19 protein-coding genes and 1 pseudogene are annotated in these 20601 nt (G+C 64.8%); 10 read left to right on the top strand and 10 right to left on the bottom strand.

All coding sequences use genetic code 11. The annotated features are described in order from the left end of the window. The first annotated feature begins 183 nt into the window (after nucleotides 1–183). Complete coding sequence (gene alaS, locus LRX75_RS12415) at nucleotides 184–2862, top strand: alanine--tRNA ligase (protein ID WP_231814765.1); 2679 nt, start codon at nucleotides 184–186, stop codon at nucleotides 2860–2862. 137 nt (nucleotides 2863–2999) lie between these two features. On the opposite strand, the gene LRX75_RS12410 is transcribed toward alaS, so the two are convergent. From LRX75_RS12410 to LRX75_RS12395, 4 genes are all read right to left on the bottom strand, one after another. Continuing rightward, the gene (locus LRX75_RS12410) at nucleotides 3000–3644 is read right to left on the bottom strand and encodes a TetR/AcrR family transcriptional regulator (protein WP_231814763.1); all 645 of its coding nucleotides are present in this window, start codon (nucleotides 3642–3644) and stop codon (nucleotides 3000–3002) included. A gap of 4 nt (nucleotides 3645–3648) precedes the next feature. Continuing rightward, a complete protein-coding gene (locus LRX75_RS12405) occupies nucleotides 3649–4161 on the bottom strand; it encodes a DinB family protein (protein ID WP_231814761.1) in 513 nt (170 codons plus the stop codon). A 161-nt stretch (nucleotides 4162–4322) separates the two neighbouring features. Then, on the bottom strand, nucleotides 4323–4790 hold the full coding sequence (locus tag LRX75_RS12400) for a GNAT family N-acetyltransferase (protein ID WP_231814759.1): 468 nt from the start codon (nucleotides 4788–4790) through the stop codon (nucleotides 4323–4325). A 125-nt stretch (nucleotides 4791–4915) separates the two neighbouring features. Beyond that, nucleotides 4916–6130, bottom strand: coding sequence for an NADP-dependent isocitrate dehydrogenase (locus LRX75_RS12395; RefSeq protein ID WP_113151744.1), 1215 nt, complete (start codon nucleotides 6128–6130; stop codon nucleotides 4916–4918). Nucleotides 6131–6313: 183 nt separating this feature from the next. Here LRX75_RS12395 and LRX75_RS12390 point away from each other — a divergent pair, with 183 nt between their 5' ends. From LRX75_RS12390 to LRX75_RS12370, 5 genes are all read left to right on the top strand, one after another. Continuing rightward, nucleotides 6314–8446: an FUSC family protein gene (locus tag LRX75_RS12390; protein WP_231814757.1), complete on the top strand. Its 2133-nt coding sequence runs from the start codon at nucleotides 6314–6316 to the stop codon at nucleotides 8444–8446. Beyond that, on the top strand, nucleotides 8443–8979 hold the full coding sequence (locus tag LRX75_RS12385; RefSeq protein WP_231814755.1) for a hypothetical protein: 537 nt from the start codon (nucleotides 8443–8445) through the stop codon (nucleotides 8977–8979). The genes LRX75_RS12390 and LRX75_RS12385 overlap by 4 nt, the downstream gene beginning before the upstream one ends. A 94-nt stretch (nucleotides 8980–9073) precedes the next feature. Then, a complete protein-coding gene (locus LRX75_RS12380) occupies nucleotides 9074–9934 on the top strand; it encodes an RNA methyltransferase (RefSeq protein WP_231814753.1) in 861 nt (286 codons plus the stop codon). Between the two features lies 1 nt (nucleotide 9935). After that, the gene (gene murI, locus LRX75_RS12375; protein ID WP_231814751.1) at nucleotides 9936–10736 is read left to right on the top strand and encodes a glutamate racemase; all 801 of its coding nucleotides are present in this window, start codon (nucleotides 9936–9938) and stop codon (nucleotides 10734–10736) included. Between the two features lie 103 nt (nucleotides 10737–10839). Beyond that, a complete protein-coding gene (locus LRX75_RS12370; RefSeq protein WP_231814749.1) occupies nucleotides 10840–12351 on the top strand; it encodes a helicase HerA domain-containing protein in 1512 nt (503 codons plus the stop codon). Nucleotide 12352: 1 nt separating this feature from the next. Here LRX75_RS12370 and LRX75_RS12365 read toward each other — a convergent pair whose 3' ends face one another. Next, on the bottom strand, nucleotides 12353–12784 hold the full coding sequence (locus LRX75_RS12365) for a TA system VapC family ribonuclease toxin (RefSeq protein ID WP_231814747.1): 432 nt from the start codon (nucleotides 12782–12784) through the stop codon (nucleotides 12353–12355). Next, the gene (locus tag LRX75_RS12360; protein WP_231814746.1) at nucleotides 12738–13031 is read right to left on the bottom strand and encodes a CopG family transcriptional regulator; all 294 of its coding nucleotides are present in this window, start codon (nucleotides 13029–13031) and stop codon (nucleotides 12738–12740) included. The genes LRX75_RS12365 and LRX75_RS12360 overlap by 47 nt, the downstream gene beginning before the upstream one ends. A gap of 264 nt (nucleotides 13032–13295) precedes the next feature. Between LRX75_RS12360 and rpsD the strand changes: the two genes are divergently transcribed. The 4 genes and pseudogenes from rpsD (at nucleotide 13296) to LRX75_RS12340 (ending at nucleotide 16822) form a co-directional block, all read left to right on the top strand. Next, nucleotides 13296–13913: a 30S ribosomal protein S4 gene (gene rpsD, locus LRX75_RS12355; protein ID WP_231814745.1), complete on the top strand. Its 618-nt coding sequence runs from the start codon at nucleotides 13296–13298 to the stop codon at nucleotides 13911–13913. Nucleotides 13914–14015: 102 nt separating this feature from the next. Continuing rightward, on the top strand, nucleotides 14016–14960 hold the full coding sequence (locus LRX75_RS12350; protein ID WP_231814743.1) for a glutaminase: 945 nt from the start codon (nucleotides 14016–14018) through the stop codon (nucleotides 14958–14960). A 219-nt stretch (nucleotides 14961–15179) separates the two neighbouring features. Then, nucleotides 15180–15998: pseudogene (gene ttcA / locus LRX75_RS12345) on the top strand (tRNA 2-thiocytidine(32) synthetase TtcA); the annotation flags it as partial. Then, complete coding sequence (locus tag LRX75_RS12340; protein WP_231814739.1) at nucleotides 15995–16822, top strand: inositol monophosphatase family protein; 828 nt, start codon at nucleotides 15995–15997, stop codon at nucleotides 16820–16822. The pseudogene ttcA and the gene LRX75_RS12340, both read left to right, overlap by 4 nt. A 75-nt stretch (nucleotides 16823–16897) precedes the next feature. Here LRX75_RS12340 and LRX75_RS12335 read toward each other — a convergent pair whose 3' ends face one another. The 4 genes from LRX75_RS12335 to LRX75_RS12320 all read right to left on the bottom strand — a co-directional run bounded on the left by LRX75_RS12335 (nucleotide 16898) and on the right by LRX75_RS12320 (nucleotide 20601). Next, nucleotides 16898–18175 (bottom strand): multidrug effflux MFS transporter, encoded by a 1278-nt coding sequence (locus LRX75_RS12335; RefSeq protein ID WP_231814737.1) that lies wholly within the window; start codon nucleotides 18173–18175, stop codon nucleotides 16898–16900. Nucleotides 18176–18205: 30 nt separating this feature from the next. Further along, on the bottom strand, nucleotides 18206–19447 hold the full coding sequence (locus LRX75_RS12330; protein WP_162743073.1) for a multidrug effflux MFS transporter: 1242 nt from the start codon (nucleotides 19445–19447) through the stop codon (nucleotides 18206–18208). 435 nt (nucleotides 19448–19882) lie between these two features. Further along, complete coding sequence (gene grxD / locus LRX75_RS12325) at nucleotides 19883–20218, bottom strand: Grx4 family monothiol glutaredoxin (protein WP_092933899.1); 336 nt, start codon at nucleotides 20216–20218, stop codon at nucleotides 19883–19885. Between the two features lie 152 nt (nucleotides 20219–20370). Then, nucleotides 20371–20601: a hypothetical protein gene (locus LRX75_RS12320; protein WP_231814735.1), complete on the bottom strand. Its 231-nt coding sequence runs from the start codon at nucleotides 20599–20601 to the stop codon at nucleotides 20371–20373.

Here is a 20601-nt window from a genome sequence, read left to right as displayed (position 1 = left end):
CGGTTGAGCCTGTTGCCGGACATGCTGCTGGACAGGGATTTGCACGAGCGATAAAAGCCTCGGGTTCGCGCAAGCCTGCTGCTCCGTCGATGGAACCGGCTTGCGCGTGGACGTGAGCAATCGATACCGCCCGGAGCCGCTCGTCAGCAGCAGCCAGGGTGGAGCAGGGACGAAGGACCAGACATGAGCGGCGTAAACGAGATACGGTCGACATTCCTCGACTATTTCAAGACGAACGGCCACACGGTCGTGCCGTCGAGCCCGCTCGTGCCGCGCAACGATCCGACGCTGATGTTCACCAATGCCGGCATGGTCCAGTTCAAGAACGTTTTTACCGGTCTCGAGCAGCGCCCCTATTCCACGGCGACGACGGCGCAGAAATGCGTGCGCGCCGGCGGCAAGCACAACGATCTCGACAATGTCGGCTATACCGCGCGCCACCATACCTTCTTCGAAATGCTCGGCAACTTCTCCTTCGGCGACTATTTCAAGGAACGCGCCATCGAGTTGGCCTGGAACCTGATCACGAAGGAGTTCGGCATCGATGCCAAGCGCCTGCTGGTCACGGTCTACCACACCGACGACGAGGCATTCGGCCTGTGGAAGAAAATCGCCGGCCTTTCCGACGACCGCATCATCCGCATCCCCACCAGCGACAATTTCTGGGCCATGGGCGATACCGGCCCCTGCGGTCCGTGCTCGGAAATCTTCTACGATCACGGCGATCACATCTGGGGCGGGCCGCCCGGCTCGCCGGACGAGGATGGCGACCGGTTCATCGAGATCTGGAATCTCGTCTTCATGCAATACGAGCAGGTGACGAAGGAAGAGCGCCTCGACCTGCCACGTCCGTCGATCGACACGGGCATGGGGCTGGAGCGCGTCGCGGCCCTGCTGCAGGGCAAGCACGACAATTACGATATCGACCTTTTCCGCGCGCTGATCTCGGCGTCGGAGGAAGCGACCGGCGTCAAGGCCGAGGGCGACCGGCGGGCGAGCCACCGTGTTATCGCTGACCATCTGCGCTCCTCCGCCTTCCTGATCGCCGACGGCGTGCTGCCCTCGAACGAGGGGCGCGGCTATGTGCTTCGCCGCATCATGCGCCGCGCCATGCGCCATGCCGAATTGCTGGGCGCCCGCGAGCCGCTGATGTGGAAGCTGCTGCCGGCGCTGGTCGGCGAGATGGGCCGCGCCTATCCGGAACTGGTGCGCGCGGAATCGCTGATCTCCGAGACGCTGAAGCTCGAGGAAACCCGCTTCCGCAAGACGCTCGATCGCGGCCTCGGCCTGCTCGCCGATGCGACGGCGACGCTCGACAAGGGCGATACGCTCGACGGCGAGACGGCTTTCAAGCTTTATGACACCTATGGCTTCCCGCTCGACCTGACGCAGGACGCGCTGCGCGGCCGCGGCATCGGCGTCGATCTCACCGGCTTTACCGATGCGATGCAGCGCCAGAAGGCGGAGGCCCGCGCCAGCTGGTCCGGTTCCGGCGACACGGCGACGGAAACCATCTGGTACGAGCTGAAGGATCGCTTCGGCGCGACCGAGTTCCTCGGCTACGACACGGAGACGGCCGAAGGCGTCGTGCAGGCGCTGGTGCGCGGCGGGGCGCCGATCGAGTCCGCCTCGGCCGGCGAGACCGTCCAGATCGTCGTCAACCAGACGCCGTTCTACGGCGAATCCGGTGGCCAGATGGGCGATACCGGCGTCATTGCCTCCGACGGCGCACGGCTCAGCGTGACCGACACGCAGAAGCGTGGCGAGGGCGTGTTCGTTCATACCGCAACGGTCGATGAGGGCACGATCAAGGCCGGCGACGCGGTGGCGCTCATCGTCGATCATGCCCGGCGCGGCCGGCTGCGGGCCAACCACTCTGCGACGCACCTGCTGCACGAGGCGCTGCGCGAGGTTCTCGGCACCCATGTCGCGCAGAAGGGATCGCTGGTCGCGCCCGAGCGCCTGCGCTTCGACGTCTCGCACCCCAAGCCCATGACGGCGGAGGAGCTGAAGATCGTCGAGGATATGGCCAACGAGATCATCGTCCAGAACACGGCCGTCACGACCCGCCTGATGAGCGTCGATGACGCCATTGCCGAGGGCGCGATGGCACTGTTCGGCGAAAAATACGGCGACGAGGTGCGCGTGGTGTCGATGGGGCAGGGCGTGCGCGGCACGAAGGCCGGCCGCCCCTATTCGGTCGAGCTGTGCGGCGGCACGCATGTCGGTGCGACCGGCGAGATCGGGCTCGTGCGCATTCTCGGCGAAAGCGCCGTCGGTTCCGGCGTGCGCCGCATCGAGGCGCTGACCGGCGTCTCGGCGCTCGGCTATCTCTCCGAGCAGGACGAGCGCTTGAAAACGCTGGCCTCCGCGCTGAAGGTGCAGCCCGGCGATGTCATCGGCCGCGTCGAGAGCCTGATGGACGAGCGGCGCAAGCTCGAGCGCGAACTGGCGGATGCGCGGCGCAAGCTGGCGCTCGGCGGCGGCGGCGCTGCGGGCTCCACGGATGCGGCGCGCGAGATCGGCGGCATCAAGTTCCTCGGCAAGGTCGTGACCGGCGTCGATCCGAAGGACCTGAAGGGTCTGGCCGACGATGGCAAGAAGAGCCTCGGCTCCGGTATCGTCGCCTTTATCGGTGTCGCCGATGACGGCAAGGCCAGCGCGGTCGTCGGCGTGACTGAAGATCTCGTCAAGGCGCACAGCGCCGTCGATCTCGTCCGCATCGCCTCCGCCGCCCTCGGCGGCAAGGGCGGCGGCGGCCGTCCCGACATGGCCCAGGCCGGCGGCCCCGACGGCACTCTCGCCGCCGACGCCATCGAAGCGGTCGCCCAGGCGATCGCGGATATCGCGGCTGCAGCTTGATCGAAAGCGATAGGTGGAGAATGTCGGTCGCGTTTTTCGGCGGGCCGCCGCCCCGCACGGAGGAACACAGCCACCGCAAAGGCGGGTGCTGCAGCGTGTCGGTCTGCTTCCGGGAAGTGGCAGGTTGACCGGTAGCCTCAAGATGATCTGTGGTTTGCGCCTGTTTCGGGGTCCACCATTGGCTGAGTGAGAACGAGTCTGCGGGCGTGCAGCCGCAGATTGGAGAGCAGCGCGTCACGCTCCTTGAGACAGTCAATACGGTCGTCTCGATCCACGACGGCGTGCAGCGCATTGAACAAGAAGACAGACGTGAAGGCCGGATCCTCCAGATGCCAGGCCTGGTTTCGGCAACCTGTTTCGAGCAGGTCCGTCAGGTCGTCGATCAGAACGTTCCGCGTCAGACCCTCCCGGGAGGGTGCGGGGGCGGTGCTGAACAGGAGATGGTGCAGGCGCGTTGCCTGGAGATAGCCGACAGCACAGGCGGTAACCCAGGTCGTAAGCCGAGCGGACCAGTCCTCGTCACGTTCCCGCTCCACCTCTGCCTTGACGAAACCCAAGAGATTTTCGACGAAATCGTTTCGTAAGGCTTCGATAACCTCCATCTTCGAGCTGAAGTGGAGATAGAAGGATCCCTTGGAGACGCCGGCACCGGATGTGATGTCCTCGATCGAGGTCGTCTCGACACCCTTTTCGACAAACAGCCTCCCGGCTGCGGTCATCAGCTGGCGGCGACGCTCTTCCGGTGGCCGGGTTCGCTGGGACTTGGCGGGGGACTTCGTCATGATGTCACTGGCTCGGCCGACGGCGCTCGGGTTCCGCCTCGTGCAGATATCCGGCAAAAACGTCCCGCATCGCGGTTGCTTCTATGTCCGGAAGGAGCCGGCCGACTTCGCCGCGGTGATAGGTGCCATGGGTGAAGACATGCGCCAGCATCTCCTCGCGCGACATGCGACCGTGCTGTCCATCCGTGAACGTGAAATCGATGCGCTCTTCAAGGTCCGCGTCCGTGATCCCGGCGCCGTACGCCACATACCAGGCGTCGATTTCGCGCATATCCTGTGCAAGCGCATCGAGAGGTGGAGGATCAGCTTGCCAGCTCCCTTTGAGGTCGTGAGCGTGCCGCTGGAGGTTGGCGGCAAAGATTCTGTCCACAAGATGGGCGTGATGCAGAACACGACGGGCTGCGAGCATGGCGTCCGTCGCCCTGTCCTGCGGGAACGACGCCAGAGCGGTGAGCACCTCGTCGTCGCTGCGGAATTTATGCCGGGAAAGTGCCTGTAGCAGTGTCTTCGCTGACATCGGAGCCTCCATTCGGAATGCCGTTCTTATAGAATATGACTGACCGTCAGTCAATCGCTTTCGGATGAACGCGCGGGCTCTCGTCATTGGCTACGATCTACCGCCGTGGCCGCGTCTACCGCGTCCCTATCGGGTTGTGGACGGAGGCTGTCGCGTCCGCCTCACGGATCCAGCGGCTTGCGGTACTGGATGAAGCCGGAGGCGGTGGCGATGCGGTCGTAGAGGCGGCGGGCGGGGGTGTTGGTTTCCTGGGTGAGCCAGTAGAGGCGGCCGGCCTGGTTTTCGCGGGCGAGGTCGGCGGTGGCGTCGATGAGGGCAGCGCCGGTGCCCGAGCCGCGGATCGCCGGATCGACAAAGAGGTCCTGGAGATAGCAGGTCGTTTCCGGGAGCCAGCAGGATCGGTGGAAGATGACGTGGGCAATGCCGGCGAGGCGGCCGTCCGCGTCGAAGGCGCCGAGAGCATGCATGGGCTCAGCCGGATCGTTCAGGCGCTGCCAGGTGATGTCGTACTGGGTCTGCGGCAGCGTCGTCTCGTAGAAGGCGAGGTAGGCGCGCCACATCGGTTCCCACTGCGCCCGATCCTGCGGTTCGAGAGGGCGGATCGTCTGTCGGGCGGGGCTGGTCGTCATCGGTGTCTCGCGGAAGATGTCGTGCGCCGGAAAGCGCGCTTCAGTTTCTCTGTGCGCAAGTGATGAAACGAAAGAACCCGGCTGTAAAGCCGGGTTCGATGCATCCGTCGCTGTCGTGCGTCCGATCAGGCCGCCATCGCCTTGCGCAGGTTTTCATCGATCTTGTCGAGGAAGCCGGTGGTGGAGAGCCAGGGCTGGTCGGGACCGATGAGGAGCGCGAGGTCCTTGGTCATGTAACCGTTCTCGACGGTCTCGATGCAGACGCGCTCCAGCGTGTCGGCGAACTTTGCGAGGTCGGCATTGTCGTCGAGCTTGGCGCGATGGGCAAGGCCGCGCGTCCAGGCGAAGATCGAGGCGATCGAGTTGGTCGAGGTTTCCTCGCCCTTCTGGTGCTGGCGGTAGTGGCGCGTGACCGTGCCGTGGGCGGCTTCGGCTTCTACCGTCTGGCCATCCGGCGTCATCAGAACCGAGGTCATCAGGCCGAGCGAGCCGAAGCCCTGGGCCACGATGTCGGACTGAACGTCGCCGTCATAGTTCTTGCAGGCCCAGACGTATCCGCCGGACCACTTCAGCGCGGACGCGACCATGTCATCGATCAGGCGGTGTTCGTACCAGATCTTGGCTTCCTTGAACTTGTCCGCGAATTCCTTCTCGAAGACCTCCTGGAAGATGTCCTTGAAGCGGCCGTCATAGACCTTGAGAATGGTGTTCTTGGTCGAGAGATAGACCGGAACGCCGCGCTGCAGGCCATAGTTCAGCGATGCGCGGGCAAAATCGGTGATCGATTCGTCGAGGTTGTACATGCCCATGGCCACGCCGGCAGCCGGTGCGTCGTAGACTTCGTGCTCGATTTCCGTGCCGTCGTCGCCGACGAACTTCATCGTCAGCTTGCCCTTGCCGGGAAACTTGAAATCGGTTGCGCGATACTGGTCGCCGAAGGCATGGCGGCCGACGATGATCGGCTTGGTCCAGCCGGGAACGAGGCGCGGCACGTTCTTGCAGATGATCGGCTCGCGGAAGATGACGCCGCCGAGAATGTTGCGGATGGTGCCGTTGGGCGACTTCCACATCTTCTTCAGGCCGAATTCCTCGACGCGGGCTTCGTCCGGCGTGATGGTCGCGCACTTGACGCCGACGCCGTGCTTCTTGATGGCGTTGGCCGCGTCGATCGTCACCTTGTCGTCGGTGGCGTCGCGGTTTTCCATGCCGAGATCGTAGTATTCAAGGTCGATGTCCAGATAGGGGTGGATCAGTTTTTCCTTGATGAACTGCCAGATGATGCGGGTCATCTCGTCGCCGTCGAGTTCGACGACGGGATTGGCGACCTTGATCTTGCTCATGAAAACGTGCCTCGTAGCTTGGAGTGGGGCTGGAAAGAACGGATGCCCCGTTTGCGGAACGGACGATAGGTGGCGCTATAGCATTGGCGGGGCCCGAGGCAAAGCGGCGGGCACGAAAACTTGTGCGACTTTCGCGATCTTATCGTTTGAAAACAGCGGATCGAGCGTCGATACGGCATGGTCATGGATGCGTCATCACTGCGGGACTGGCTGCTCGCCAACGATCCGGCCTTTTCCCGGTTGCGCACCGGGCTGCGCGTCACGCTGAGCGTCTGCCTGTCCGTCGGTCTGCTCGCGGCCCTGCACGTCGTCATCCTGCCCCTGCCGAAAGCCGCCTATGCGCTGGCCATCACGCTGTCGATCCAGAGCGGCCTGTCGGTGAAGGACGCCTCGATGCGCGAGCAGTTCGTGACGCGGCTTCTCGGCTGCGGCGTCTGCATCGGCGTCGTCTGGCTCGCCGCCCTCCTGGAAGGCACGCGGGTCGTCTCGGATCTCGCCTTTCTCGTGCTCATCTTCCTCGCCACCTATGCTCGGACCTTCGGGCCCCGCGGCTTCGCGCTCGGCATGTTCGCCTTCATGTCCTATTTCATCGGCGCCTATCTCCGGCCCGCGCTCGGCGACCTGCCGGCCACGGCGCTCGGGCCGCTGACGGCGCTTCTCGTCGGGCAGGGCGTCCGCCGCTTCGTGCTGGCCGACGACTGGCGGGTCGATCTCGGCCGGGCGGTGGCGGCCGTGGAAACGCGCGTCGATCGCATCCTCGCCCGCATTTCCGCGACCACCGGCGGGATCGACGTGCGCGATCGTCTGCAGATGGACCGGCAGGTTGAGCGGCTGAAGGATGCCGTGCTGATGGCGGAAAGCTTCGTGCCGGCGCGGCCCGAGACGGACGGTCGCCACGATGCGAACCGGGACGACCCGCGCCGCATCGCCGTGACGATCAGCCTTTTCGAACTGCATGTCGCGGCCGAGAGCCTCGTCGTGCTCGCGCGGCAGGCCTTTCCGCCGGCGCGGCTGGTTGCCGCGCTGCGCGCCGGGCCGCGGGAGAGGGTGGAGCGGGCAGCCCGCAACGCCGCGCGTTCGGCACCGGATGATGTCTATCTGCAGGAAACGATCGATGCCTGCCTGTCGCTCGATGCCGTGCGGCGGCGGCTTGCCGTCGCGGTACAGCGGCTCGTGGCGGCGCCGGATGTCGCGCGAGGGATGCAGTCGGTGCCCGGCAATACGGAAGCGGTGGGTCTCAAGCAGGCAGGCCTCAGCCTGTCCAACCCGGCGTTGCGCACGGCGATCCAGATCACGCTCGCCTCCGCGCTTGCCATGGTCTTCGGGCTGATGCTGTCGCGGGAGCGCTGGTTCTGGGCGGTGCTGTCGGCCTTTCTCGTCTTTACCAATACGCGCTCGCGCGGGGATACGGCGATGCGGGCCGTGCAGCGGTCCATCGGGACGCTGTTCGGCATCGCCGTCGGTCTCGTCGCCGCGAGCCTGCTGCAAACCATGACGCCGGTGATTCTCATCCTCGCCGCTGTCTGCGTGTTCCTCGCCTTCTACCTCCTTGCCGTCTCCTATGCGGCCATGACCTTCTTCGTGTCGATCGTGCTGGCGCTGGTCTACAGCCTCATCGGCAGCCTGACGACGCAGGTGCTGATCCTGCGACTGGAAGAAACCGTGATCGGCTCGCTTGCGGGGCTGGCGGTGGCCTTTCTCGTCTTTCCCGCGCGGACGGAAACGCTGGCAGGCGAGGCGCTTCGGCGCTGGTGCACGGCGCTCCGGCGCCTGCTGACGGATGCCGCGGAAGGGCGCAGCGGCTTCGATCTCATCCACCGGTCGCAGGTGCTGGAGCGGGCCTATGCCGAACTGTCCTCGGTCGTCCGGCCGCTTGGCTCCTCCTGGCAGCTGGTCACGCGGCCGGGCGTGGTGCGGCAAACGCTGATGACGCTGATGACCGCGACCTACTGGGCGCGGACCTTTGCCGGCGGGCTTGCGGCCGATCCCGCGCGCAGCGGGCCGGACCTGCAGATCGCCGGTGCAAGGGGACCTGTTGAAGCCGGTCTCCCGTCCGCGCAGATGGTGCCGCTGATGGCGGAGGCGCTTGCCGCCATCGACCGGATCGAGGCGAGGGGTGGCGTGTTATTTTTGACGAAGCGGGCGGCGCTGCCGCGCAAGCGCCGTCATTTCCGCCTATCGCGGCAATCGTCCCTCGTCGGCCTGGAGATGATCGCGCTGACGCTGTCGCGGCTGGAGCCGGAGCTGGAGGCGGGGGACGCGTCACAGACATCCCCGCCGACCGGGCCGGGGCCGCATCAGGAGAGCCGCGCTTGAAACGAATCCTTCTCTTTACCCTTCTCGCTCTCGCGGGCCCCGGAGTGATGGTAGGCACGGCGGCGCAGGCTGCGGACCTCGCGGCGCCGGTCAAGGAAATCATGGCGGAAGCCCAGAACGGCTGGTCGGAGACGCCTGTCGGCGAACCGCGCGATTACTTCGACGACGAGCGTCTCGGCCGCATCTACAGCCGCGACTTCGTGCGCGTCTACAAGGACGCGACACGCTTTCCCGCCTTCGAGGATGGCGATTCGCCGCTCGACTACGACCCGATCGTCAGCGGGCAGGACAGCTGCTCGCTGAAGGACCTGAAGATCGCGCCGGCGACATCCACAGCAGGGCGTGCCGATGTGGCCGTGACCTTCGACAATATCTCGTGCCTCGATGATCCGGGCGACCGGAAGCCGGCCGAACTTCACTTCGTCGTGGTCGAGGAAAACGGGCATCCCGTGATCGACGATATCCTGCGCGGCGGAGAGCAGGGCTCGCTGAAGGCGGAACTGGCCGCCATCGCCGCGCAGGGCGCGCAATAGGCGGCGTCTTTCAAAACCGGCCGATCTGTGCGACGAAGCGGCGACATGTGACGGGTGCCGTTTCGGATGCGGCACCGCTTGGAATGGGGACGATATGGCAGGCACGAACAGCGAGCGCCCGCTTCTGGCGGAAGGACCGGCGATCATTCTGGTCCATCCGCAGCTCGGCGAGAACATCGGCATGGTCGCCCGGGCGATGGCGAATTTCGGGCTGGCCGAACTGCGTCTCGTCAACCCGCGCGACGGGTGGCCGAGCGAGAAGGCGCAGGCCGCCGCCAGCCGGGCCGACCACGTCATCAACGCGGCCAAGCTTTACGAGACCACGGAAGAGGCCGTCGCCGACCTCCATTTCGTCTATGCGACGACGGCGCGCGACCGTTACGGATACAAGCCGGTGCGGGCGCCGGGTGTCGCGGCGGAGACGCTGCGCGGCCGCTTCGCCATGGGGGAGAAGACCGGCATTCTCTTCGGTCGCGAGCGCACGGGTCTCACCAATGAGGAGATCGCGCTTGCCGACGAGATTGTGACGTTTCCGGTCAACCCGGCCTTCGCATCGCTCAATCTCGCGCAGGCGGTGCTGCTGATGTCCTACGAGTGGATGAAGACATCCATGGTGTCTGAGGACCAGACGTCCTTCCAGGCGCTGCCGCAGCAGCCGGCGACCAAGACGGACCTGCAGGGGCTGTTCGACCACGTGGAAGAGGCGCTCGATGCGCGGGGCTATTTCCGGCCGCTCGCCAAGCGCCCGAAGCTGGTCGACAATCTGCGGGCGGTTCTGACGCGGCCCAGCTTCAGCGCCACCGAAATCCGCGTCATCCGCGGCGTCATTTCCTCGCTCGACCGCTTTACGCGGGAAACGCCGCGCGGCGCGGGTGCGCCCGCGGATGGACGGAGCGGGGCCGGCCGTCCCGTTCTGTCGCCGGAGACGATCACGCCGGACGAGAGCGAGGGCTGACATGAAGCCGGTCCTCGTCTTCGACAGCGGTATCGGCGGACTGACGGTGCTGCGCGAGGCGCGGGTGCTGATGCCGGAGCGGCACTTCGTCTATGTCGCCGACGATGCCGGGTTTCCCTATGGCGACTGGACGGATCTGGACGCGCTGACGGCGCGGATCGTGACGCTGTTCGGGCGTTTGATCGCCGAGCACGATCCCGAAATCTGCATCATCGCCTGCAACACCGCCTTCACGCTGATGGGGGCGGAGGTGCGGGCGGCCTTTCCGCAGATGCGCTTCGTCGGCACGGTTCCCGCGATCAAGCCGGCGGCCGAACGCACGCGGTCCGGTATGGTCTCGGTGCTCGCCACGCCCGGCACGGTCAAGCGCGCCTATACCCGCGACCTCATTCAGTCCTTTGCCGCGCAGTGCGATGTGCAACTGGTCGGCTCGCCGCATCTGGCGGCGATGGCGGAAGCTTATATTCGCGGGGAGACGATCGAGGATGCCGCGGTTCACGCGGAGATCGCACCGTGTTTCCGTGAGGTGGACGGGCGCCGCACCGACATCGTCGTGCTCGCCTGCACGCATTATCCCTTCATGGCCAATGTCTTCCGCAAGCTCGCGCCCTGGCCGGTCGACTGGCTGGATCCGGCGGAGGCGATCGCCCGACAGGCCCGCCGGCTGGTGCCGCCGCCCGAAAGCTTCGCGCCGCTGACGGGCATCGATCCTGCGATCTTCACCTCGGCCGCGCCGGACTTTGCGACGCGGCGGCTGCTGCAGGGTTTCGGGCTGACGGTGGTCGATCGGTCGGCGCTTTAGCTGTGGGTTGCGCCCGATGATGGGCGCGGGACAGCGGAAAATCTGATAGGCCTGAAGGCTGCCGGCGTGGCGGCGCGGCATTCCAGACGAGAACGAGGGTTTCATGAAGGTCGGCATCGACATGGGGACGGCGATGGACGGCGCGTCCGTACCGCTCGATATCGAGGAGTTGCTGGCAACGCGCCTTCTGGTGCAGGGCAATTCCGGTTCCGGAAAATCGCATCTGCTCCGCCGCCTTCTCGAGCAGTCCGCACCCTGGGTGCAGCAGTGCATCATCGATCCGGAAGGCGACTTCGTCACCTTGGCCGATAAATTCGGCCATGTGGTGGTGGAGGGCGAGCGCACGGAGGCGGAGCTCGTGGGCATCGCCTCGCGCATCCGCCAGCATCGCGTATCCTGCGTGCTCTCGCTCGAGGGGCTCGATATCGAGCAGCAGATGCGCACCGCCGGTCTGTTTCTCAATGCGCTGTTCGATGCGGACCGGGAGTTCTGGTATCCGATCCTCGTGGTCGTGGACGAGGCACAGCTGTTTGCGCCCTCGGTGGGTGGCGACGTGACCGAGGAGGTGCGCAAGCTCTCGCTCGGCGCGATGACCAACCTGATGTGCCGCGGCCGCAAGCGTGGTCTTGCCGGCGTGATCGCGACCCAGCGTCTGGCAAAACTTGCCAAGAACGTGGCAGCGGAAGCCTCCAACTTCCTGATGGGACGCACTTTTCTCGATATCGACATGGCCCGCGCCGCCGATCTGCTCGGCATGGACCGCCGCACGGCGGAGATGTTTCGCGACCTGAAGCGCGGCTCCTTCGTGGCGCTCGGACCCGCGCTTTCGCGTCGCCCTCTGCCGGTGACGATCGGGACGGTCGAGACCTCGGCGCGCTCGACGAGCCCGATGCTGACGCCGTTGCCGGAGGCGATGGCGGATGTGGAAGACCTGATCTTCACCCCCGACCCGGACGAACTCACCCGGCCGCTGACGCGCCGCACGGCGCCGGCACCCCGGCCGGCGACGGACATTCTGGCCGAACTGTCGCGTCCCCGCCCGGAACCCGTGGCACCTGTCGAGGCGCGCGTGCAGCAGCCGGACATGCCGCCGGCCGATCGCGAAGCGCTGCTCGACCAGATCCTCGCCGAGATCCTCGATCATCCCGGTGCGGCGTTCCGCGCCGATGCGGAGCTGTTCCAGGATTTCCTCGTGCGCTGCCGGATCCGCCGCGTGCCGGGGGCCGCCCTGTCGCTGCCCGCCTTCCGCCGCAAGATGGCGATCAGCCGGTCCGGCGTCGATGCCGAGACGGCTGCAAGTGCCGCCTGGACGACGGCGCTCGACCTGTCGCGCCAGGTGACGGAGGATTTGCAAGGGGTGTTTCTCAATGTCGCGCAGGCGGCCTTGCGTGGGCTGCCATGCCCGTCCGACCTGATGATCGCGCGCGCCTACGGCACGCATTCCGCCCGCCGCGCCCGCCGTCTGCTGGGCTATTTCGAGGAGCAGGGGCTGATCGTCGTACATGGCGATGCATCGGGCCGGCGCATTGTGGCGTTTCCCGATCTGAATGCCGAGACGGCGCCGGGCGATCCCAATGCCGCGCTCGACATGGATGCGCGGAGCGCTGCAGAGTAGGTCAGGTCGGGATGACGTGAAGGGCTTCGGCGCCGCCGATGACGGCCTGCGTCGACAGGCGCCGGTCGAACGTCGCGAGCTTGCCGCCTTTGGATCTGGCAAGGCCCAGAAGATACGTGTCGGTACTGTCTTTGGAAGACAGTCCCCTCAGATCGAAGATGGCGTGATTCGTCAGGCTGATGTCATCGGCCCAGAAATGATGATGTCCCCGAAACCGGAGTGATGACAGGACTGCCTCCGCCTCGGCGCAGTGGTGCATGGAGTGGTTGTAGGCGGAATTCGACAGAATGCGGATCAGGCCGTTTTCCGTGATGGGGCATGTCGCCCAACCATCAAGGACATCCGTGCCGAACCACGCTTTCGCACGATCATGATGGGCATGCTTCTCATCGGCCAGTGCGATCAGGAGGTTGACGTCCAGCAGAAAAATCATTGGCCTCCCGCACCTCTTCGTCGTCCATCTCGTCCTGGATCTGCCGGATCTGTCCCAGCGTGACGACCTCACCGTTTTCGGGTGCGACAAGCACCGGACGTCCGTGACGAAGGACAAGACGATGTTCGCTCTCCATGCCACGACGCGCCATTTCGGAGATCACGCTGGCGACCGGTCGCTTCTGCCGTTCGGCGACCTTTTTGGCGGTCGCGAACACGTCATCATCGATGTTCAAGGTGATCTGCATCGCTCATCCTTTGCCCGTCTCTCATATAAACCAGATCCCTTGCCACCTCAACGCTCGCCCTATGTTGACAATTCCATGACTTGCCCCTAAACACCGCGACAACGCCGGGCCGCAAAGCCCGGTGTTTTATTTGACATGTCCCGTGGCGTCTCCGTTAGCGTAATGTGAGAGGCCTGTCAGAACGGCGAAAGCGGTTCAGAGGAGGGCGTGTTTCCTTCATCCTGTCTGGCAACGGGCGGGTGCAACGTTCTGAAAGGAAATGCGATGAGCAAGCGCGAATCGTCCAAGTACAAAATCGATCGCCGTATGGGCGAGAACATCTGGGGTCGTCCGAAGTCCCCAGTGAACCGCCGCGAATACGGCCCCGGCCAGCATGGTCAGCGTCGCAAGTCCAAGCTTTCGGACTTCGGTGTTCAGCTGCGCGCCAAGCAGAAGCTCAAGGGCTACTACGGCGACATCCGCGAGAAGCAGTTCCGCGCGACCTACGACGAAGCCAACCGCCGCAAGGGTGACACCTCGGAGAACCTGATCGGCCTGCTCGAGTCGCGTCTCGACGCGATCGTGTACCGCGCCAAGTTCGTGCCCACGGTCTTTGCTGCCCGTCAGTTCGTCAACCACGGCCACGTCACGGTCAATGGCGTTCGCGTCAACATCGGTTCGTACCGCTGCAAGGTCGGCGACGTTATCGAAGTTCGCGAAAAGTCCAAGCAGCTCGTTTCCGTTCTCGAAGCCGTCGGCCTCGCAGAGCGTGACGTTCCCGACTACATCGAAGTCGATCACAACAAGATGGTTGCGACCTTCGCACGCGTTCCGTTCCTCGCCGACGTGCCGTACGCCGTCATCATGGAACCGAACCTCGTCGTCGAATTCTATTCGCGATAAGCGTGTCGGCAGGCTTCGGCCTTGCACATTCCGGAAAAAGCCGCTCCATTCGGGGCGGCTTTTTTCATGTGAAGAGAAGCCTGGCAACGACGTGAGGACCCCATGTCGGATACGGAACATCTCGATCTCCAGTCGGTGCTGGACGACATCCATGCAGCGGTCGAGCCGCGGCGCGGCGAGGGGAAGGTCGCGGACTATATTCCGCAACTCGCCCGCATCGATCCGAAGCGTTTCGGCATGGCGATCGTCACCGTGGACGGCCAGGTGTTTTCGGTCGGCGATGCCGCGATCCCGTTTTCCATCCAGAGCATTTCCAAGGTCTTCACGCTGACGCTGGCGCTCGGCAAGCATGGCGAGCGGTTGTGGAAGCGGGTGGGGCGCGAGCCGTCGGGTTCGGCGTTCAACTCGATCGTGCAATTGGAACACGAAGGCGGAAAGCCGCGCAATCCCTTCATCAATGCCGGTGCCATTACCATCAGCGACCTCATTCTTGCGGGCCACACGCCGCGCGAGGTGATCGGCGAGATCCTGCGCTTCATGCGGATGCTGGCCGATGACGAGGACATCTCGATCGATCCGCAGGTGGCGAAATCGGAGGCCGCGACCGGTTTCCGCAACGCGGCGCTCGCCAATTTCATGCGCTCCTTCGGCAAGCTCGATCATCCGGTGGAGCATGTGCTGGGCGTCTATTTCCACCACTGCGCCATCGCGATGACCTGCGTGCAGCTTGCCAAGGCCGGCCTCTTCCTCGCCAATAACGGGCAGCAGCCGGGCACGGGGCACTCCATCGTGTCGCGCCAGCGCGCGCGTCGTATCAACGCGCTGATGCTGACCTGCGGCCATTACGACGGTTCCGGCGATTTCGCCTATCATGTCGGCCTTCCCGGCAAGAGCGGCGTCGGCGGCGGCATCATGGCGGTGGCGCCCGGCAAGGCCTCGGTTGCGGTCTGGTCGCCGGGGCTGAACGAGAACGGCAATTCTCAGCTCGGCTCGGTGGCGCTGGAGATGCTGGCGAACCGCACCGGATGGTCCGTGTTCGGCGCGTAACACGCTCTTCGGACCGATTTGTCTTGATCTTGACACGCCGGGCGGGCATGGCAGGCCATCCAAACGCATCCGCGTGCCTGTCGGCCTCCCGCCGAAGAGCCTCTGCCGGAAAGCCCGTCGATGACACCTGATTCCCTGCTTCCGAACGACGATGCCGAGGGTTCGCATATCGAACCTTCGCTTCAACCTTTGGCCGAAACTCCTGCCGATCTGCCGGCGATCTTTCGTGGCATGCCGGACAGCGTCAGCTTCAACAAGCTGCGCAAACGGCTCCTGCGCAACGTCCGCCAGGCGATCGACGATTTCGGCATGCTGAACGGCCAGAAGCGCTGGCTGATCGGCGTGTCCGGCGGCAAGGACAGCTACAGCCTGCTGGCGCTGCTGATCGACCTGCAATGGCGCGGTCTGCTGCCGGTCGAGCTGATCGCCTGCAATCTGGATCAGGGCCAGCCGAATTTTCCCAAGCACATCTTGCCGGAGTATCTCGCCTCCATCGGCGTGCGCCACCGCATCGAGTATCGCGACACCTATTCGATCGTGAAGGAGAAGGTGCCGGCGGGCGGGACCTATTGCGCACTCTGTTCGCGGCTGCGGCGCGGCAATCTCTACCGGATCGCCCGCGAGGAGAGCTGCGACGCGCTCGTTCTCGGCCATCACCGCGAGGACATCCTCGAGACGTTCTTCATGAACTTCTTCCACGGCGGGCGGCTGGCGACCATGCCGGCGAAGCTCGTCAACGACGAGGGCGACCTGACGGTGCTCCGGCCGCTGGCCTATGCCGCGGAAGACGATCTCGCGAAATTCGCCGCCGCGATGCAGTTTCCGATCATCCCCTGCGACCTCTGCGGCTCGCAGGACGGGCTGGAGCGCAATGCGATGAAGGCGATGCTGACCGATATCGAGTCGCGCATGCCCGGCCGCAAGGACACGATGCTGCGCGCGCTCGGTCATGCCAACCCGTCGCACCTGCTCGACCCCAAGCTCTTCGACTTCCAGTCGCTGACGACGCAACCCACGAAAACGGAGCCTCTTTCATGACCCGCGAGATCGACATTGCCGGACTGGCCAACCTGCTGCAGGAGGCCGCCGCGGTCGAAATCATGCCGCGCTTCCGCAATCTTTCGAGCGGCGACGTCCGGATGAAGACGGAGGCGATCGACCTCGTCACCGAGGCCGACGAAGCGGCGGAGCGGCTGATCAAAGCACGCATCGGGGATGTTGTGCCCGGAGCGCTGTTCATCGGCGAGGAGTCCGTCTCCGCCGATCCGGCACTGCTCGACAAGCTAGCCCGTGCGGATCTCGCCGTGATCGTCGATCCGATCGACGGCACCTTCAACTATGCCGCGGGAATGCCGCTGTTCGGTGTGATGGCGAGCGTGGTCGCAGGCGGTGAGACGATCGCCGGGATCATTTACGATCCGATGGGCAATGACTGGGTGATCGCGGAGAAAGGCGCCGGCGCGTGGCTTTGCCGTGCAGACGGATCGCAGGACCAGCTGTCGGTCACCCCGGCGCCGGCGACGCTTGCGGATCTCGTGGGATGTGCGTCCACGGGGTTCTATGCGCCGGACGCGCGTCGGACGATCATGGGCAATATGGCGCGCGTTCGGATCGCGACGAGCTACCGGTGTGCGGCGCACGAATACCGGGCCTTCTCCGCCGGGCACTTCCATTTCCTCATGTATCAAAAGCTGATGCCCTGGGATCATCTGGCGGGCTGCCTGATCGCGGAAGAGGCTGGCGCCTATGTCCGCCGCTTCGACGGCTCCCGCTACCAGCCGCAGCATATCGATGGCGGCCTTCTGGTCGCCTCCGACGAGGCGAGCTGGCACCTGCTGCGGCAGGAGGTCTTCACGATCTGACGTCTGGCGACAGGCTTTGATGACGAAAGGGCGGCCACCCGGCCGCCCTTTTTGTTTTGTCCGCCGAGGCGGTTTTCAGTGGCCGCCCATGCCGGGTTCCATCTCGGGTTCGTCGCCGGGGTGGGTGAAGAGCTGGCCGCGTTCGGCCCAGAAAACGGCGAGGATGGTGAAGAGGCCGAAGAGGGCGAAGCCGACGAAGAGCGGACGGAGCGTGCCGTCGAACATCTGCCCGATCATGCCGCCCAGAAGCGCGCCGCCGGTGGTGGAGACGAAGCCGGTCACGGCCGTGGCCGTCCCCGCGATATGGCCCATCGGTTCCAGGCAGATCGCCGTGAAGTTGGTGGTGATGACGGCGAAGAACATCAGCATGATACTGAGCATCAGATAGGTGAAGAGGAAGGACGGCGTGCCGAACAGGGCGACGCCGACCGCCAGCAGACCGAGAGCCGTGAAGATGATCATGCAGGCATGCGAGATGCGGCGCATGCCGAAGCGGCGGACGAAATAGCCGTTCATGAAATTGGCGACCGCGATGCCGGAGGCCGTGCCGGCAAAGGCGATGGGCAGCCAGTCGCCAAGGCCATAGACCGTCCCGAAGATCTGCTGCACCGTGACGATGAAGGTGCAGATGACGGCGGTGAACAGGGTGAGGCCGAGCATGTAGCCGCAGGTGATGCGGTTGGTGAGGACCGTGCGGAAACCGCCGGAGATCGCCGCGACGGAGAGAGGCAGCCGCTCGGAGACCGGCAGCGATTCGCGCATGCGCAGGCTCGCCCAGACGAACAGGATGGCGCCGATGACGCCGAGCAGAATGAAGATCCAGTGCCAGTCTGCATAGGTCAGCACGGCCTGGCCGAAGGACGGCGCGAGGATCGGGACCAGCATGAAGACGATCATGATGTAGGACATGACCCGTGCCATCTCGCGGCCGTCGAAGCAGTCGCGCGTGATCGCCGTGGTGGTGATGCGGATGGCGGCGCCGCCGACGCCCTGGGCGAAGCGGAAGGCGAGGAGGGCGGTAAAACTCTCCGTCCAGGCCGCGGCGAAGGTCGTGACCGTGAAGATCGCCAGGCCGAGCAGCAGGATCGTGCGCCGTCCGAAGGCATCGGCGAGGCTGCCGAAGACGAGCTGGGCGAAGCCGAAGCCGAAGAAATAGACGGCGATGACCAGCTGGGCATCGTTCGGGTTGGCAACGTTCAGCGAGCTGGCGATATGGGGCAGCGCCGGCAGCATGCTGTCGATGGCGATGGCGATGCTCGCCGTCATCAGGGCGATGGTGACGACGAACTCGCGGAAGCCGAGGCCGATGCGTTGCGAGCCTTGCGGCAGAGGCGGGGTGGAGGAGGAGGACATACGGATCTCGATCTGAAGGACGGTTGCGGCTCAGCCGGCGGGATGGTGGTGATCGGACGAGAACAGGCGCCCGCGCTCGGCGAGCAGAACGAAGAAGAGGCCGATGATGGCCACGGACAGGAAGCCGAACGCGAGCGGCGTGACCGTGCCGTCGAAGGCCTGGCCGATCATGGCACCGATGAGCGCGCCGCCGATGGTCTGCATGAAGCCGATGACGGAGGACGCGGTGCCGGCAACGTGACCAAGCGGTTCCATGGCCATGGCGTTGAAGTTCGCGCCGATGAGGCCGAACTGGAACATGGCGCTGCCGTACAGGATGGCAAAGAGCCAGAACGGCAGGAAGCCGGCCGCGGAGAACAGGGCCCAGACCGCGCTGGCCGCCACGAAGAGCAGAAGCGCGATATGGGACACCCGGTGCATGCCGTAGCGGCCGACAAGGCGCGAATTGGTGAAGGACGCCACCGCCATGAGGCCCGCGAAACAGGCAAAGACCAGCGGGAAGTAATTGCCGAGGCCAAAGACGCCAACCATGACCTGCTGGGCCGAATTGATGAAGCCGAACAGGGCGCCGAAGATGAAGGAGATCGCCAGCGCGTAGCAGAGCGCCGTGCGATTGCCGAGCACGATGGCGAAGGAGGCGGCTATCCCCTTGATCGTGAACGGGCGACGGTTCTCCGGCCCCAGCGTTTCCGGCAGATACAGGACGACGAGCACGGTCGCGAAGAAGGCGTAGATGGAGATGACCAGGAAGATCATGTGCCATTCGGCAAAGAGCATGACCAGCTGGCCGATGCTCGGCGCGATGACCGGCACGACCATGAAGACCATCATGACGAGAGACATGACCTCCGCCATCATGCGCCCGCCATAGATGTCGCGGACGATGGAGACGCTGATGACGCGGGTGGCGGCAGCGCCGAGCCCTTGCACGAAGCGAAGCGCGAGCAGCGCCCCGAAGCTCGGCACGAAGACGATGGCGAAGGCGCAGAGCGCATAGATCACCAGGCCGCCGATCAGCGGCACCTTGCGGCCGAACCTGTCGGACAGCGGCCCGAAAAACAGCTGGGCGCTGCCCATGCCGATCAGGTAGGAGGTGATCACGAACTGGCGGCTGTTCTCGTCGGCAACGCCGAGGCTCTGGCCGATCTCCTGCAGGCCCGGCAGCATCATGTCGATCGACAGCGCGTTGATCGACATCAGCATGGCCATGATGGCGATGAACTGACCCTTCGACAACGGCATCGCGATGGCGGGTTCCGTGGTGGACGTCATTTTCAAAAGTCCTTCCATCCCGCCGCTTTGCGGCAGGCGTTCCGGCAGGCGCACGCGGCAGCGCCGCGCATCGGCCGGACGTTCGGCCATAGGTCGTAGCCGATCCCGCGATCACTCGATCTTGCGATCATCTGATCCTGAGATCACCGGCCCATAGCGCTTTTCAACGAAATCTGCCGGAAACCGGCCATGATGGGAGGCATCGCTGCTGTCCCGGTCTGATTTTGAGAGGACGGGTCGACACGTGATTCGCAACCCGGAACAAACATAACGCGGTGTCCGCGGCTTCGGTAGCGCAATCCGGCAACAGCTGCGTGACGTCACGCCGTCCGGCAGCTGTCTTGGGTCCGCATGGCAAGGGTTCGCCATGCCGCGCATGAAAACAATGACCCCGGCACAAGGCCGGGGCTCGGAAATCTCGGGAGGCCGGTGGGATCAGGCCGAGGCTTTGACCTCGACGCCGTTTTCCTGAAGGTGCGTCTGGAGTTCGCCTGCCTGGAACATTTCGCGGACAATATCGCAACCGCCGATGAATTCGCCCTTGATGTAGAGCTGGGGCACGGTCGGCCAGTTGGAATAGTCCTTGATCCCCTGGCGCAGGTCCGCGTCCGCGAGAATGTTGACGCCCTTGTAATCGACGCCGAGGTAATCGAGGATCTGCACGACCTGTCCCGAGAAGCCGCACTGCGGGAACTGCGGTGTGCCCTTCATGAAGAGCACGATGTCGTTGGTCTTGACCTCGTTGTCGATGAAATCATGGATGCCGGTCATACTTGAATTCCTTCTCTGTCCCGCTTCAAGGACGGGTGTCGATCACAGTCACATAGCATGCCGCGGCGCGATTTTCACCCATCCCGTTTGAAAAAAGGATGGGACCTCCGCATGGCACGAAGGATGCCCGGGAGACGCGCCGGTACGGTGTCTCAGACGCGCTTCTGCTTGCTGCGGGCGGCCGCGGTGCGCTTGCGGCTCACCTGCTTCTTCGGCGCCATGGCCTTGGCGATCGCATCCTTGACGAGCCCGGTCACGACGCCGGTCGGCGTGCGGGCGTTTCGGCGTGTCCGTTTCGTCGTGCCGGTGCCGCTCTTCTTCAGGATCTCCTTCAAGACCCCGTCGACGACACCCGCCACCAGCATCTTCATCAGGCCGGCCAT

Source organism: Rhizobium quercicola (genome assembly GCF_021168455.1).
GTDB lineage: Bacteria > Pseudomonadota > Alphaproteobacteria > Rhizobiales > Rhizobiaceae > Ferranicluibacter > Ferranicluibacter quercicola.
The sequence above is the reverse complement of the archived record's forward strand: the minus strand, read 5'-3'. Positions and strand labels throughout refer to the sequence as shown.

What these genes read in the sequence shown, in the direction of transcription:
- rpsD (WP_231814745.1), top strand. Translation starts at nt 13,296, where the DNA reads ATGAGCAAGCGCGAATCGTCCAAGTACAAAATCGATCGCCGTATGGGC.
- alaS (WP_231814765.1), top strand. Translation starts at nt 184, where the DNA reads ATGAGCGGCGTAAACGAGATACGGTCGACATTCCTCGACTATTTCAAG.
- LRX75_RS12360 (WP_231814746.1), bottom strand. Translation starts at nt 13,031, where the DNA reads ATGCAGATCACCTTGAACATCGATGATGACGTGTTCGCGACCGCCAAA.
- murI (WP_231814751.1), top strand. Translation starts at nt 9,936, where the DNA reads ATGAAGCCGGTCCTCGTCTTCGACAGCGGTATCGGCGGACTGACGGTG.
- LRX75_RS12365 (WP_231814747.1), bottom strand. Translation starts at nt 12,784, where the DNA reads ATGATTTTTCTGCTGGACGTCAACCTCCTGATCGCACTGGCCGATGAG.
- LRX75_RS12400 (WP_231814759.1), bottom strand. Translation starts at nt 4,790, where the DNA reads ATGACGACCAGCCCCGCCCGACAGACGATCCGCCCTCTCGAACCGCAG.
- LRX75_RS12350 (WP_231814743.1), top strand. Translation starts at nt 14,016, where the DNA reads ATGTCGGATACGGAACATCTCGATCTCCAGTCGGTGCTGGACGACATC.
- LRX75_RS12395 (WP_113151744.1), bottom strand. Translation starts at nt 6,130, where the DNA reads ATGAGCAAGATCAAGGTCGCCAATCCCGTCGTCGAACTCGACGGCGAC.
- grxD (WP_092933899.1), bottom strand. Translation starts at nt 20,218, where the DNA reads ATGACCGGCATCCATGATTTCATCGACAACGAGGTCAAGACCAACGAC.
- LRX75_RS12330 (WP_162743073.1), bottom strand. Translation starts at nt 19,447, where the DNA reads ATGACGTCCACCACGGAACCCGCCATCGCGATGCCGTTGTCGAAGGGT.
- LRX75_RS12335 (WP_231814737.1), bottom strand. Translation starts at nt 18,175, where the DNA reads ATGTCCTCCTCCTCCACCCCGCCTCTGCCGCAAGGCTCGCAACGCATC.
- LRX75_RS12340 (WP_231814739.1), top strand. Translation starts at nt 15,995, where the DNA reads ATGACCCGCGAGATCGACATTGCCGGACTGGCCAACCTGCTGCAGGAG.
- LRX75_RS12410 (WP_231814763.1), bottom strand. Translation starts at nt 3,644, where the DNA reads ATGACGAAGTCCCCCGCCAAGTCCCAGCGAACCCGGCCACCGGAAGAG.
- LRX75_RS12390 (WP_231814757.1), top strand. Translation starts at nt 6,314, where the DNA reads ATGGATGCGTCATCACTGCGGGACTGGCTGCTCGCCAACGATCCGGCC.
- LRX75_RS12320 (WP_231814735.1), bottom strand. Translation starts at nt 20,601, where the DNA reads ATGGCCGGCCTGATGAAGATGCTGGTGGCGGGTGTCGTCGACGGGGTC.
- LRX75_RS12370 (WP_231814749.1), top strand. Translation starts at nt 10,840, where the DNA reads ATGAAGGTCGGCATCGACATGGGGACGGCGATGGACGGCGCGTCCGTA.
- LRX75_RS12405 (WP_231814761.1), bottom strand. Translation starts at nt 4,161, where the DNA reads ATGTCAGCGAAGACACTGCTACAGGCACTTTCCCGGCATAAATTCCGC.
- LRX75_RS12380 (WP_231814753.1), top strand. Translation starts at nt 9,074, where the DNA reads ATGGCAGGCACGAACAGCGAGCGCCCGCTTCTGGCGGAAGGACCGGCG.